Here is a 15,196-nt window from a genome sequence, read left to right on the forward strand (position 1 = left end):
TAAGCTAAGAACATCGGAAGCTGGGTGCGATGAAAGTCGCACGCCCAGATTTAACTGAGAGGTGCGGGAGATAATACTCCCCATCGACTCAAACATGGTGTCGGTGAGCATGAAAAGAGACATTCCCATTCTAGAGATTTAATGCAGGCGCTGGTAGCTCCGCGCTTCCTATTACTTCGTAGTTTGATGTGGGATGCCGGGACTACTTATACTACCCCTCCAAATCGCCTATCATTACAAGGCACTCTTTACCATTTAATTAATTTTATTCCCAAATTATTAGCAGCAACTTCAACAAAACGCCTTCGCATTTATCGCACTTTACTTAAAGTTATTGCTCACAAGGGCGTTCTGGAACGCCCAGGTCGTAGTGAACTACGAGTCCGTAAACGTCGCCCCAAAATTTACCCCTTGATGACTAAACCCCGGCAAGAATTACGACAACAATTGCAAACTGCTTAAACCACAAGCTTTTCGGCTTTTCTTAGTGCCATTCGATGCTTTAAGGCTGACTTGAGAATATTTTTAACCTCTAATTCCTTTTGATTTGCGTTCTCTCATATCGCTTTTAGTCTAAACTCCAGTCACTATTAATGGCTGGAAACCTTTAGCTAATTTTGCTTATGTAAAATCTATCAACAAATTTTTCCAAGACTGTATCAAAAAGTACAGTTTTTCAGACAACAATCAGGTTTGCAAGTCTACATCACTGAGCGATCGCAAGACTTTTCGGTTTACTGACTTTCACTCTTTTGTTAAGAAATATCTGACTAATGCATAGACTAATTTATGGATTTTTTTTACTCCAATCATCTAAAGCAGCAATGACAAAGCTGGCTGCGGGATGGCTGAGGACTTGTTCTAGAGCAGCCGTACCACCAGCCCTCAATGCGCTGATTGTTTTCTGCATTAAAGTAGGGTTATTTTCGATGCGTTGCGTGGCTTCTGCTGCCAGTGCCATTTTTCCTGCCATTGTATTAGTAGGATAAAACTGGCTTAATTGCTCTAGTAATTGCTGAATGTCTGCTGCGGCTTCTACAAGGTTTTGTTTTTGTTCTGGTGCATAATTATACTCCTTACCTATCTGTTGGCTACCAGATTGAGCCGTATCAACAACGTTACCTACATCAGCGTTGCTGAAATTATATTTAGTTTTATAATTTTCGTTATTATTAATAGACATTTGATTTCCACTTCCTTGTGCAGCTTGTTGTCCTTGACCAAATTGGCTGTTATTTGCGCTTTGGTTAATTCCCCCTTGATTTTGGTTCAATGTACCTACCTCTTCTACTTGGATATTTGAATAATAACTAGGACTTTGTAGTGCTGTCGTTATCATCTTTTGTAAATCAGAAATTCTGCTATCCTTTTCTGCTATTAGTGCTTTAACTTCTTGTTCTGCCAAAACTTTTAGTTGATTATAAATATCGAAATATTCTTTACTTAGTTCCGACTTGTCAGCCGCGAACGCTGTTTTTGCACGAAGCAGAAACTTATTTTCACCTCGTTTCTCCATCGCTACAATTTCTAATTCGGCATCAGGGTGATTTTCTGCTAACTGCTTAAAGGAAATTGCGATCGCTCTGGGGTCAACCCCTTGGCTATGGTACAAGTCGAGAGTGTCGAAGATTGGCTTGATAAAATCTCCAAACTCACCATCTTCAAATACTTCCTGCCTGTTATCTGGTTTGCGGTGGGGGTCTGGGTTCTCTTGAGTGGGCAAGCGCATATAAACATACTCACACCGCACTCCATCAAATTTAGTTTCAGTGGTAATTCCCCAGTCTTCAATGAAAGCTCCAGTGAGAGTTGCGCCTGTTAAATCTGTATTGTCTAGTTGCGTTTGCTTCAGCTTTGCTCTTGACAAATCAGCATCTTGCAAATTGGTTTCACTGAGGTCAGTGCCAATAAAGCTGGCATTTGCTAGTTTAGCTTTTTGTAAGTTGATACCCCGGAGGTTTTGACGGTCAAATTTTGTATGCTCTCCCTGTCCTGTAACTAGCAGTTGACGTACTTGTTGGTTTTGTAAATAAGTTAAATCTGTGCGAACACGGTCAAGCATTTTGGCTTGATGCCAAAGAGTATGAGTGAGGTTAGCGTTGCGGAAATCTGTACTTTTGAGTGTGGCTTGGGTAAAATCAGCACCTGTTAAATCAGCGTTATGAAAGCTTGTACCGCCAGTAGCTGCAAAGGTAATGGCAATATTACGAATTAGGGAATATTTTTCGTTTCCTTTCATCGCTTGCCAAGTAATGTAAATGTTCAGTAATGTTCCGGCGAAGGCAACGGCGAAGGCTCCAGCGAAGGCGAAGGTTTTGGCAACGGCTCCGGTGAAGGCGAAGGCGAAGGCTCCGGCGAAAGCTCCGGCGACGGCTCCGGCTCCGCCGACGGCGACAGCAAAGGCGAAGGCGAAGGCGACGGCTCTAGCAACGGCTCCAGCAACGGCTCCAGCAACGGCTCCAGCGACGGCTCCAACAACGGCTCCAGCGAAGGCTCCAACAACGGCGACAGCGACGCCGACAGCAACAGCGAAGGCGACGGCAAAGGCTCCGGCGAAGGCTCCAGCGACGGCGACGGCAAAGGCGACAGCAAAGGCGAGATATCCTAAACCAGATGTTAATCCTTGACGAATGGTTAGGAAATAAAAGGGAATCGATATGATTAAAGCAACCCAGCCGATAATCTGGTTGGCTTGGCTGGATGAGTTAAATATCAACGACACAAAATAACCATTGAAAGCCCAGAGAACTCCTGACAGTCCTGAAAATAAGAATGAGACAAGAACTAAACCAGTTACCCAACGGCGTTGCAGTCCAGCTTTGGCGTCACTGAAATTTGCACCTATTAAATTAGTGTTGGAAAAGTTTGTCCCTTGGATGTCGGCATAGCTAAAGTTTGCGCCCGCAAGGTTTTGTCTACCTTTAAAGTTGCGTCCTCGGAGATTTTGACCGGAGAAGTCCTGGGGCATAGCCATCCATGAGAGGTTAAGATAATTGCACTAATGTCTGCAAGGGTGGAGGAAAACGAGATAAATACAGCCTATGCAGGACTTTTACGTCGCGCATCTCAGCTCAATGCCATCTGCGAAAACGTCGAGTGCCGAAACAACAGCCTAGTCCCAAAATCAACATAGTTCCTAACAAACTGCTAGGTTCAGGAACCCCAACAGCAACATCATTGACAAATACATCGTACACCGCAAACTCAGGCTGAGGATCAAAGATAGTGGGCAAAGGATTGTTGGTTACCAAGAGCGCACGGGTTTTGTTATTAAACGCAATGTTGGATGGATTCCTCCACTGCAATAAATTGTTGGGGTCATTCGGTCTGACCGCAGGACCAGAAAAACGGTTGATCTCTGTGCCATTTGGGGACAAAACCGAAATCTGGTTACTCCTACCCAGAGCTACGTAAAGATTACCTGACGAACCAAATTCAATTCCAGATGGAGCTTCATTAGGTGCGTATTGGAAAAAGGTTGATAGATCTGCGGCGCTGAGAGTATCGATGAGGGGTAAAGTGCGGATGAAACCTTGACCCAGTGCATTCAACGTTGTCGCTACATAGAGCTTTGTGCCTGTGGGATCGACTCGAAGTCCGTTGGCCCCAAACCCCTCAAAGCGGCTGTCCTGGAACCAAATCTCTGGGGTTCCGCCGCCAGGAGCAACTCGCCAAATTGTTGCTTGAAATGAGTCAGAAATATAGAGGTTGCCACTAGAATCAAAGACAGAATCATTAATTAGAGGTGTCTGGTCTACTGTAGTAGGTGAACAAGGGGTTCCTGCTGTAACAGTGGAGCAGATGGGCAAATCCGGCAATGCAGAGGCATAAATTTCTTGAACTGGGTTAGGTTCGGTGACATCAAATCGGACAATGCCCTGTTGGATATCAGTTACGTAAAGCCGATTACTTTTGTCGAATACAATGCCTGCGATCGCCTGCGGTAAGTTCGGATTCTGACCTGTAATGTCATATTTCCGCACGAACACACCAGAGTCTAAATCATACTCTAGAACACTTGGTTGCACAAACAAGCCAGACTGGGCAGGCCCAGAAATAAAAACTCGATCACCGAGCAGAGCAATATCTTCAGGGTAACCCGGTTCGGCAGGAAGCTCAGTAAAAACACGAGAGTCACCCAAAGGACGAATGGCCCAAACTGCTTCAGGAATACTAATCGCCAGTAGAGTAAACAAGGCAATAGCCCAGTGATGTATTCTCACGATGTTATCCTTTTCAATGTGAACTTCAATCTCAACAGAAAGCTTTGCTAAATCACACATTATGGGTGATCTTGGAGTCAATCTCAGTTTGTAGCAATTAGCTGTAATTTATTCACTATGCGTAGTTCATTTTACCTGCTTTGCATACTAATTTAGACATCTAATACCAATTCTGTATGAAGAATGCACATAATCAGTCCCCCCTTCATAAGGGGGGACGGCGTAGCCGGGGGGTAAATATATGCAGCTTCACAAAGAAACGGTATAAGGATTTAAACAAACTGGCGACTAAACAATATCTTCTGCAATAATCCGTTCGAGACAGCGTTCTGCTAAAGCCGCAATGGTGAAAGAGGGATTTGCACATGCCGTAGAACCAGGCATCAATGCACCATCAACAACATACAAACCTCGATAACCAATCACGCGACCATATAAATCGCAAGCTTTTCCTATAACTGCTCCTCCTAAAGGATGAAAATTAGCAAAAGTATCAGATACTTGAGCTTTAACTAGGTTTTTAGGCTGAAAGTAGCTACCCATTGTTATATCTGTTCTTGCCTGATTAGTTGAAGTAGCGTTTTTCCTGTCAAGTAATCTGTAAGCAAATTGTGCAGCTTTCAATAGTTTTGGATCTCCCAAAGAGTTACCATCTGGCCACTTTAGTCCAACTGAACCTTTAGTAAAATCGTATTTAAATCTCCCCCTTACAGAGGGTATGCCTATAGCAGGAAATGCTAGAATTCCTTCAGGAGCATTCCATATCGAGAGTGATTCAATAGAAATCGGGCCAAAAGGATTATCGAAATATTGAATAGCGGCAGTAGCAGGCCCTCCCTGACCACTATTTGTCGGTGTCGGAAAACCTGCACGAATAGTAAAAGTATCTCCATTAGTCCCCCAGCCTAAACCAATGTGTTCATTTAACCAAGGTAGTGTACCTGTTGCTTTAGCTTTGACTAAAAGTTTAGAAGTTCCCATACAACCAGCCGCCAGGAATAGATATTTACAAGTAATAGTTTTTCTTGTAATCACTTCTCCAGACTCATTAATCTGATTACAGGCAACTCGATAACCATGTCCTGGTACTTCAGAAATTTCTGTTGCTATGTGTAGAGGCAAGATATCCACATACCCAGTTTTCTCTGCATCAGCTAAGTAGCTACGATCTAGACTCTTTTTTGCTCCACTATTAATGCCATACCAATCTTCACCAATAATAGTGGAAGGAACTTTAGTGCCATTAATCTCTTGGCGAACAATATCCCAGTCTATAGCAATGTCTAGCAAACGACTAGTTAATCCAGCATTTGCGGCTTGCTGAAGAAAAAGCCTGGTTGATAAATAGTAGTTAGTAGCCAAAATGTCTTGAGGAATTGGTTTTGGCTTAATAATTGAATGAACGCGAGGATAATAAACTCTATCCATCTCGTCATAATCAATTGTTGTAGGAAATACTTGATAGAAGAGTTCACGGGGAGGTTGATAAGTAATAGCATTATAGACTAATGAACCACCTCCGACTCCAGCACCACAGTAAACAGAAATTCCCTGTTCATCTTGACGCTCTAAAATTCCTGTGTATACATCTATAGGGACTTCATCAAGGATCAATGTTTTTGGACTGAGCCAAGCGGCTCGACCATCAGGTTTACGGTAAGTAGCAAAAGTATTTTGAGCAGATGTAATAGGCCAACGACGACCTCGTTCTAGAACCAATGTATTGATACCAGCTTGCCCTAAACGCAAAGCTGCAACAGCGCCACCAAAGCCGCTACCGATGATCAAAGCTTCTACCGTCTCATCCTGAGCATTACTCCGACGAGGGCTAATTAGTGAAGTCGTTAAAGCAGTAGAAAATAAAGCAGTAGTTTGAAGAAAACGACGACGGGTGTAAAACTTATTGTTTCGCATAAAAATCAACTTTTAATGAACTACTTTTTCCATTAGTCTCGGTTGTCTTTTGATATTTGGATTAAAGACACCAAGAAGCTTTTTTCTTCACTGGAAGTCCAACGACTTGACCTTCAAAAAGTATATAAACTGTGTCAAAAACTACAATTAAATCAAGTATAACTACTATGGCATTTACTAAGTTAAGCTCTGTTATATAGGAATCATCTTTGATTTCTGAGCAATATTTCAGATAAAACTCTTATAAAAGGGTTTTTTCAGTCTCAGTATGTTTTCAAAAATCAAATTGGAGTCCTATATATCAATAGAGTTTAGTAAGAAGAATTGTAGGTTGGGTCGCGCTTCACTTAACCCAACAAAATTAACGTAAATGTTGGGTTTCGTTCCTCAAACGCCACTTTGTTCAACAAAAAAAACTCCCTGACTTTTCACGCTATGTGGATTCATGTCATTTTGATGGTTTCCCAAGCCCTGATTTTTCCATTATCTATTTTCATTAACTTAGAGCTATTAAGAATTAGGTTATGGAAAAATCGACGCTTTTTTGAAGCTTGAGGACGTCCCGTGAAAAGTCAAAAAAACGTCCAAAGGCCGTTGGCTCCCCAACCTACGTAATTTTTTGTTTTTTAGGTCAACAAAACCGAATTGTAATTTTTACTTACATTTACTACAATGGCGTACTCGTTCGTGAAGTTATTTTTTGGTTGTATTGCCAAAATTCTAGAACCACTATCAGTATTCAAGTTTTAATTTGTAGAGCTACTACAATTAGTGTTCTTCTAATTTTTGGCAACACAACCCTTGTCAAATTAACCTACTTTACTCATCGATTTCCATTTGGGTTTCCAGATGGAAATTGCAACTAAAGCACCAAATGCTAATACGCCCCATGAAGAAGAAGATTCAGGCACTGGTTTAGGACTTTCATTACCCGCCGCTATTAATCTTAACAACTCATCACCATGATTGTCCTCGTTGGCTACAACATTGTCATACTGTAGGTCCCCAAATTGATCGTAAGAGGCACTACCGACGAGTCCGCGCTCGGCATTAGCCGCTTGTGCATATATCTGGGGGTAATTAGGAGGAAGAGTTGGCAGATTTGAAAAATCTGTTACTGGTATTATCCCAGGTGCTTTGAAAATGTCCTCAAACCCAGGGGGATTCCAAGCAACCAACAATTTCGCTGGTTCATCCGAGATGTTTAGAACTCCGTGGAGACGGTATCTTGGACCATAAATCAAGGTTCCGGCGGGTGCATCTATGGCGTGAAGGATATCTTTGGGAGCATTGACTCCAGGGATTTCGTTTGGGCCATAGATGTGGTCTCCCACCGTTATCTGTAGATTCCCCTCTTTGACATATAACCATTCATCTTCGTCTTGGTGGATATGCGGTGGTACACCTTGCCCTTTTAGAACGTTAGTCTGCCTTAGTGTGTATTGTCCGTTAGTAGTTTCTCCCCTTTTGATAAATGTAAACGGTACACCATCATAGAACAAATATGATGGTGCGTCTGGATCTGGTGTTATCGTTGGGAATTGAAAAGCTTCTACTTTAGAAGTTATAGCTAAAGTTAATAGCAACGAACCAATTACACCAACTCCAAATAATTTCATTTCCAAATCTCCTTTTTAAGTAATTTGTCTGGTATTTGACTTCATCTGAACACTGCTAAATCAGTAAAACTCTCGTGAATTTCTAGAACAACTAGTAGAATTCGAGTTTTAATTTGCAGAGCTATGAGAGTTAGAGTTGTTCTAACTTTTGAGAATACAATTCCTGTCCAACTAAGCTATCTTACTAACCGATTTATGCTTGCGCTTCCAGACATAAATTGCACTCGAAGTACCACTATAGTGAGTATTTTTTGAACTTTTGAGAATACAATTTCTCTCCGACTAAGCTATCTTGCTAACCGATTTGGGTTTGCGCTTCCAGATAGAAATTGCACTTGAAGTACCAAATATTAATATGCCCCCTAAAACAGAAGGTTCAGGGACTTGTGTCACATCGTCAGACAACAATGCTAACAAGTCGTTAGCATGATTGTCTGGGTAGGGGAAATTATTGTCAGCTACTATGTCTCCGAATTGGTCAAAAGAAAAACTACTAACTAGTCCATACTTTGGGCTTGTTTTTGCCAATAAAGAGATAGTCTCAGGGTTAAATGGTGGTGGATTCGCCACGTCAGTCACCGGTTGACTTACTTCTTCGATCAGATGCTCAAACCCAGCGGGATCTGAAACTAACAGCACCTTCCCAGTTGTCGTTCCAACATTTCTAATTCCGTGGATATAGTTTTTTCTACCATAAAACAATGTTCCAGCGGGAGCATCGAAGGCATGTAGGATATCTCTGGGAGCATTAACTCCAGGAACTTGGTTTGGATCGGGATAAAAGTTCTCCCCTACTACTAGCTCCATATTCCCTTGTGCGACGTATATCCATTCGTCTTCTTCATGGTGGATGTGCGGTGGTGAAGCGCCTCCTGGTGGAACTATAGACTCCATTAGGGCGTATTTTCCTCCGGTAGTTTCACTTCTTTTGAGAAGAGTAATTGGTCCGTCCGGCAAAAACAAATACGATGGTGCATCTGGATCTGGCGTTACGTTTGGGAATTGAAAAGCTTCTACTCTAGAACTTATGGCTAAAGCCAATAGCAATGAGCTAATTACACCAACTCCAAATAATTTCATTTCACAATCTCTTATTTAGTAAACTTTTGTAGGCGATTGACTTTATTTGAGTACTCCTAAAATCAACGTGAGTTCGACAAGTTGAAAAAGGCACAAAAAAGCCGAAACTAGAATTAGATGAAAAAAAGGTGTCTCAGCGCAAGATTCTTTGACGCAAGGATGCTGTTATTGAATCAGTCAAGGACTACCTCAAAAACCTATATTTAGATTGATGATTAGACCTCTTGCAAAAGTTAGTTTTTACATTTTACTAACTACTTATCACGCTTTTGTTTACCATTTATGCAAGAAGTCTATTCACAACAAGTAATTTTGCCCTCTTACTTTCACTAAATCGCTCGAAAGCGACAGCTAATTTTGTATTGTGTGTAATTTGCTCCCTTGTTACTTCTCTGACTTCCGCTATCATATAGCCTCCTTGATGGTGGGTTAGACTCTGATTTCAGGCAGCGATCGCAAAACTTTTTGGTCTACTGAATGTAGCTAATTCTCAAACACAAGGATTATACTAAGCGCATTCAACACGCAGTAACCTCCTCTAAAAACTGGCGATCGCTACAAGAAAACTGAATTTGATAGCACGACCAGTCGTGTTAAACTAATTTATATCACGATTGGTCGTTTTATAGTGCGTTTTGTAAAATTTGTTCAAAAAATTTCGCTTCCGCATTTTTGTAAACTTTTATTTGATAGTACGACCAGTCGTGCTATAGTTAGTTAAACAACATTCTTTCTAAAGAATGAAAAGATGCCAACCAGTCCTGAATATTATGACAGTACCCCATTGCAACACGAACCTTTAGTACTCTAAATTGCTGAGTAAGTCGAAAATAGTTATGAAAACTAATGGAAATACAGTTTTGATTACTGGTGGAAGCTCAGGCGTTGGACTGGCGATCGCCAAAGCTTTTTTAAACTTAAACAATCAAGCAATCATATGTGGTCGCAATCAACAAAAGTTGGCACAGGCGAGCCAAACTTGTCCTGGACTTCATACCTTCGTGTGCGATATTACCAAACCAAATGAAGTAAGGGAGATGTTTACTGCTATCAGGTCTCAATTTGGAAACCTGAATATACTGATAAACAATGCTGGGACAATTAGGTTTTATGACTTCATTCACGATGAAGATGCCTTTATAAACGGTGAGCAAGAGATTCAGACAAATTTGCTGGGGACTTTATCTGTTACCAAAGCTGCATTACCCTTACTTTTAAAGACTGAAGAATCTGCTATTGTTACAATCTCGTCAATCGTTGCTCTTGTACCATCTCCAAAAATGCTAATCTATAGCTCCACGAAGGCCGCTCTTCACTCATTTTCGTGTTCTCTACGACAGCAGCTACAACAAACATCAGTCAAGGTTTTTGAGGTAATGCCACCTTTTGTTGATACAGAAGCAGTCAAGCAAATAAATACAAGTAAAGTTTCACCTACTGAGGTAGCTGAGGCTTTAATCAAGGGTTTACGCACTAACAATTATGAAATTCGTATTGGACCAGCAAAAGCTCTTTACTTTGCCCATCGGTTTTCACCCATTACAGCTGAAAACATCCTCAAGCAGATTATAGCAACAGCCTTGAAAGCTAAACTAACATCTTGATACCCAGAATTGTAAAACCTCAATGCAAAAATGTTGGGTAGAGTAAAGAGAACAGTTAAAAGATAAATCAGTTTTGTTGAACCTTGGCATATGTGCAATCATGCAAGAACTAGCAGTAAATATGTAATCTTTCAACAGTTGCCAAAGTCCTTGATCTAAATGGTTTCGCCAAGCCTAAACAATACTTTTGCAAGAGGAAATAGACAAAATGACTCAAAGCCTAGCTGATACACCTAAACGACGCCGTACATTACAGGGTCAACAGACCCGCCAAGCAGTGCTACGGATTGCGGTAGATATCGCCTCAGTTGAAGGATTAGAGGGACTCTCTCTTGGCCGCCTCGCCTCTGAATTAGGTAAAAGCAAAAGTGGACTATTTGCCCATTTCGGCTCAATGGAAGACCTCCAACTGGCGACAGTCGATGCAGCCTATGTGATCTTCCAGAATGAAGTTATAGATATAGCCCTAAACGGCAAAAGTGGTCTGGCGGCTATATGGAGTCTTTGCAATACGTGGTTCTCTTACATAGAAAGAAAAGTCTTTCGTGGTGGGTGCTTCTTTGCTGGGGCTTCGGCTGAGTTCGATAGTCGTCCTGGTTTAATACGGGATAAAATTGCTGAAATTATGAACAATTGGCTTAGTCTGCTGACCAATCTAATACGTGAGTCACAGAAAATGGGAGAGATTGAGCCAAATGTTGATGCAAATCAGTTGGCATTTGAGATTAATGCATTAGGCTTAGGGGCTAACTGGGCTTTTCAACTCTTTGACGAGCCAAAGGCGATTGACTGGGCAAAAACAGCAATCCTCCACCGTTTGCAGAGTGTGGTAACTTCTAATTCTTTGCCATTACTGTCTTGAAAATGGGCAGTGTGGAAGAGAAAATTTGTATGCCATAGTTGTGGGCGTCTAGCTTAAAAATAGATTCAGGACAAGGGAGATGGGAAGACGTAAATACTTAGATTTTCATGCTTATTTGTAGGATTTTTCCATAAATGGCTAGCTTGAAAGTGGATGTAAGTAGGTCTGCATCAAAATTTGTAGTTGTAATTAAGCAAGTGGCAAAAGGCAAGAGGCAAGAGGCAAGAGGGTAAAAGCCCTAGTTTATCTTTCTTTACATACTTTGGTTTTATTCTGCCAACCTACTTAGTAGGTTAAAACATTGCGTATGGAAAGGAAATAAAAGTTTAAGATTGCAATTAATAATTACTTCCCTTTACCGTTTGGTTTTGTGTAATTAATTTTGTTCAAGTACTTAGCGATTGTTCTTGCTGCTATTAACCTCACTAATTTGTCTTGGCAAATTAATATGGCTTTATCCCTCCTTTTATAGACTCTAATAATAAATAAACTGGTCTTATAGGCTGTGTTATTTAGAGAGACTAGGTTTTCAGGTTTGAAGGATCACTATAAAACCTGAATTTTAATACCACAGCATAAGGGGAGAGGTAGAACCATTAATATTTAGGTTTTAAATCACCAGGAGAGAAAAATGAATTTGAAGATAGAAAATCAGGTTAGCTTAGGAGTCGTAGCGATCGGGGACACTGACCTCGAATGCCGTGTTGAACACGGCTACGCTAACAGTAATGGGGTGAAGATCCACTACGCCAGCCTCGGTCAAGGACCTCTGATAGTTATGATTCATGGTTTTCCAGACCACTGGTATACCTGGCATTATCAGATGGAGTTTTTGGCCTCGAACTACCAGGTTGTGGCTATAGATATGCGAGGTTACAACCTGAGTGACAAACCCAAAGGAGTTGAAAATTACGATATGCGATCGCTTATGGGAGATTTGCATACTGTTATCCGCCATCTGGGTCGAGAGAAAGCGATTATTCTTGGACATGACTGGGGCGGCATGGTAGCCTGGCAGTTTGCAATGCATATCCCCGACATGACCGAAAAGCTGATTATCCTCAATCTGCCGCATCCTTATGGTTTGGCTCGGGAACTCGCCCACAATCCGCAGCAACAGCTAAACAGCCAGTATGCAAGGAACTTTCAGCAGGAAAAAGCCTACGAAAGTTTGACCCCAGAACTGCTCAGCACTTGGGTGACAGAGGCAAGGATGAAGGAAGCAGTGAAGGAAAAGTACATTCAGGCTTTACAGCGATCTGACATTCAAGCAATGCTGCACTACTACCAGCAGAACTACCCCAGGGAGCCTTACGTGGAAGACACCTCGTTGAGCATCAAGTTGCAAGCACCAGTGCTGTTGATTCATGGTCTAAAAGATGAATTCTTACTAGCCGATGCGCTCAATAATACCTGGGAGTGGGTGGAAAAAGATCTGACACTTGTTACCATCCCTACTGCTGGCCACTTCGTCCACCAGGAGAGTGCCGATTTGGTAACACGGACGATTAAGAGTTGGCTATCGCGTTGATTGTTGCAGTTCTGTTATTAAAACTAAGAAAGAGAAAGAAATGGAAACTCTAACCCTATCGAGAACGCACATTATTGTGTCCTCAGACAAATCCTTTGAGCAGGTTGTAGAAGCGATAGAGTCAATTGCAATGACAGATAAGCTTGATTTGGCAGTCGTTGAACAAATTGTCTTAGCTAGCAATTCATGGGATGAGTTCCAAGAGGCGCTTCAGTCAAAGATTGGAAGTAGTGGCTTAATGACATTTACAAAGATTGATCATGGTAGTCTTATGTCCCTGGCTTTCGAGGGAAACAAAGCCAAACTCTATGTGATTGGAAATCCACTAATTGCTAAACAAATGCTCGAACAAAATTTAGGGGTCGGACTTTACGTTCCTTTACGAATGTTAGTGTATGAAAATCAACAAGGAAAGACGCAAATCTCTTATGAAAAGCCCTCGTCTCTTCTAGGGCAATTCCAAAACGATAAAATCTTGGCAATTGCGCTAATGCTTGACCGGAAGCTTGAAGAACTAACGACCAAAGTAACCGTATTCTAAGGTTAAAATAATTCGTAATTAAGTTTTGTAATGGTGATTTAGACCCCGCGACAAAACTTGCCCCTTGTTAGTTTGGGATTCAAACCCCCACAATTAGTTAAACAATAGGAAAAGACCAGAACCTTTCCCTAGAAATAAAATTAAGAAATAAATAGGGTTGCAAGGATTACATATGTTGAAAAAACACTTCAACTTTCTCAAAGTAAAATTTGTATCTGTGACGACTGCTGTCGTTATTTCGACAGTAATCACAGAACAATCAGCTCAATCTGCTGTTTTAGCTCTGAATGATGACAATTCAATCGCTGCTTTTGAAACTTCTTCTTCAGATAATCCCGCCAATGATGGTTTACTATTCTGGACTATTGACAATATAAATCATTTATTCCATAACCAATTCTGGTATCGCATTGGCTCTACAAGCAAAGAAAATGAGATCAATGCTCTCAACTTGATTGGAATAAATCAAACTCAACCAGCTAGCAATCAGCTCAGTGCCACCTACGCTGGTAATGGCTTTGAAATGGTACTCAACTTCCAGTTAGATGGTGGTGTACCCGGTAGCGGTACATCTAGCTTATTCGAGAACATCGACATTAAAAATACTAGCTCTAATAAATTAGATTTCCATTTGTTTAACTACACTGATTTTGACCTGACTGATAACGGTCAGGACGACACAGTAAAAATCAGTACTGATATGGCTACACAGTTTGATAGTTTTACCTTGGGCAAAGAAGTGATTAACCCGTCAGCGAGCGACTACCAAGTATCTCCTTTTCCTAATATTTTAGATGCATTGTCAGATAATTTTCCCACCAACTTATCAAATGTTGGTGGACCACTGACTGGTGAAGATGCTTACGCTTTTCAGTGGGATTTTGTCCTTGAACCAGAAAAATCTTTCTCAATCAAAAACTACAAGTCCATCAAACCAGTTCCCGAACCAACAATCAACTTAGGCTGCTTGATAGGTTTTGGTAGTCTAGGGATGCTTTGGCGGTTGCGTCGTATTTCTCTTCTAAAAAAACAAAACAGTTTCTTTCATCTATAGTAGGTAAATCATACATCAACTACTTTTATTACTTTCTGGAAATCAAAAAATGAGATAACTTAACTAGCAATAGATAATCTTATCATTGTTACAATGCCTGCTGCCAGAGATAAACGCTACAACGATGCGGCAATTGAACCAAATCAACAAGAGCAATGTTAGCTCTAAATGGCCGAGTCACGATGTTGGGAATCTCTTGCTGGACAAGCATGGGTGGTAGTTACCGGACAATTTTGAGATTCTTCCATAAAGTAATACCTTGGGCAACGTTGTTTTGGCTATTTTTTTGCAAGCATTTGTGGCGAGAGCGGGAAGTATATCTGCTGGCTGGAGATGAAGTTATAGTCAGTAAATCAGGGAAACAGACTTATGGGTTCATTACCTTCGCCATCCACTTGAAGATTTAAGGAAGGTATTAGCTGTTCAATTTGGCTTTCAAGTCGGGAGATCGCCAGCGTTAAAGAAGCAAGTTGCTCCCTATCCTTCTTAATTTCATTTGAAATACCCACCCGCAATTGATTTAACCGCTCCTGGAGGGCATATACTTCCGTTTTGGTCGCAGAAGGAATATTCACTTTCTCTGACAGAGCGGCGATTTGAACTTTCAAAGCTTCAATTTCGGCAGCAGTTGCACTATCTGCATAATCCGGACTCTCTTCTACAAGTGCATTTCTAATAAGTAGGTGGTTATAATTAAATATAAGATAGAGAAGGTCTAAAAAACAGGTTCTACGAGATGTCTGCTCCATTGCGAGTTAAATTAACAGA

At 41.2% G+C, this 15,196-nt stretch carries 12 protein-coding genes and 1 pseudogene; 7 read left to right on the top strand and 6 right to left on the bottom strand.

Translation table 11 applies throughout. From position 1 onward, the window contains the following. Positions 1-141: 141 nt before the first annotated feature. A complete protein-coding gene (locus V7K41_RS23990) occupies positions 142-462 on the top strand; it encodes a hypothetical protein (RefSeq protein ID WP_334852277.1) in 321 nt (106 codons plus the stop codon). A 325-nt stretch (positions 463-787) separates the two neighbouring features. On the opposite strand, the gene V7K41_RS23995 is transcribed toward V7K41_RS23990, so the two are convergent. From V7K41_RS23995 to V7K41_RS24015, 5 genes are all read right to left on the bottom strand, one after another. Next, positions 788-2,974 carry a pentapeptide repeat-containing protein gene (locus V7K41_RS23995; RefSeq protein ID WP_334852259.1) on the bottom strand — a complete coding sequence of 729 codons (2,187 nt, stop codon included), beginning with the start codon at positions 2,972-2,974 and terminating at the stop codon, positions 788-790. A gap of 97 nt (positions 2,975-3,071) precedes the next feature. Next, positions 3,072-4,283, bottom strand: coding sequence for an SMP-30/gluconolactonase/LRE family protein (locus V7K41_RS24000; RefSeq protein ID WP_334852260.1), 1,212 nt, complete (start codon positions 4,281-4,283; stop codon positions 3,072-3,074). Between the two features lie 228 nt (positions 4,284-4,511). After that, the gene (locus tag V7K41_RS24005) at positions 4,512-6,137 is read right to left on the bottom strand and encodes a GMC oxidoreductase (protein WP_334852261.1); all 1,626 of its coding nucleotides are present in this window, start codon (positions 6,135-6,137) and stop codon (positions 4,512-4,514) included. Between the two features lie 809 nt (positions 6,138-6,946). Next, complete coding sequence (locus V7K41_RS24010; RefSeq protein WP_334852263.1) at positions 6,947-7,756, bottom strand: cupin domain-containing protein; 810 nt, start codon at positions 7,754-7,756, stop codon at positions 6,947-6,949. Between the two features lie 282 nt (positions 7,757-8,038). Continuing rightward, a complete protein-coding gene (locus V7K41_RS24015) occupies positions 8,039-8,836 on the bottom strand; it encodes a cupin domain-containing protein (protein WP_334852264.1) in 798 nt (265 codons plus the stop codon). Positions 8,837-9,672: 836 nt separating this feature from the next. Between V7K41_RS24015 and V7K41_RS24020 the strand changes: the two genes are divergently transcribed. The 6 genes and pseudogenes from V7K41_RS24020 to V7K41_RS24045 all read left to right on the top strand — a co-directional run. Then, a complete protein-coding gene (locus tag V7K41_RS24020; RefSeq protein WP_334852266.1) occupies positions 9,673-10,440 on the top strand; it encodes an SDR family oxidoreductase in 768 nt (255 codons plus the stop codon). A 208-nt stretch (positions 10,441-10,648) separates the two neighbouring features. Beyond that, complete coding sequence (locus tag V7K41_RS24025) at positions 10,649-11,302, top strand: TetR/AcrR family transcriptional regulator (protein WP_334852268.1); 654 nt, start codon at positions 10,649-10,651, stop codon at positions 11,300-11,302. A 631-nt stretch (positions 11,303-11,933) separates the two neighbouring features. Beyond that, positions 11,934-12,833, top strand: a complete 900-nt coding sequence (locus V7K41_RS24030) for an alpha/beta fold hydrolase (protein ID WP_334852270.1) — start codon at positions 11,934-11,936, stop codon at positions 12,831-12,833. Between the two features lie 40 nt (positions 12,834-12,873). Then, on the top strand, positions 12,874-13,374 hold the full coding sequence (locus tag V7K41_RS24035; protein ID WP_334852272.1) for a DUF302 domain-containing protein: 501 nt from the start codon (positions 12,874-12,876) through the stop codon (positions 13,372-13,374). Positions 13,375-13,591: 217 nt separating this feature from the next. After that, positions 13,592-14,428 carry a hypothetical protein gene (locus V7K41_RS24040; protein ID WP_334852274.1) on the top strand — a complete coding sequence of 279 codons (837 nt, stop codon included), beginning with the start codon at positions 13,592-13,594 and terminating at the stop codon, positions 14,426-14,428. A gap of 124 nt (positions 14,429-14,552) precedes the next feature. Beyond that, positions 14,553-14,814: pseudogene (locus tag V7K41_RS24045) on the top strand (transposase); the annotation flags it as partial. On the opposite strand, the gene V7K41_RS24050 reads toward V7K41_RS24045, so the two are convergent. After that, the gene (locus V7K41_RS24050) at positions 14,782-15,177 is read right to left on the bottom strand and encodes a hypothetical protein (RefSeq protein ID WP_334852276.1); all 396 of its coding nucleotides are present in this window, start codon (positions 15,175-15,177) and stop codon (positions 14,782-14,784) included. The pseudogene V7K41_RS24045 and the gene V7K41_RS24050 sit on opposite strands and share 33 nt — an antisense overlap. Positions 15,178-15,196 lie beyond the last annotated feature (19 nt).

Source organism: Nostoc sp. (genome assembly GCF_036917415.1).
In the GTDB taxonomy this organism is placed as follows: Bacteria; Cyanobacteriota; Cyanobacteriia; order Cyanobacteriales; family Nostocaceae; genus Nostoc.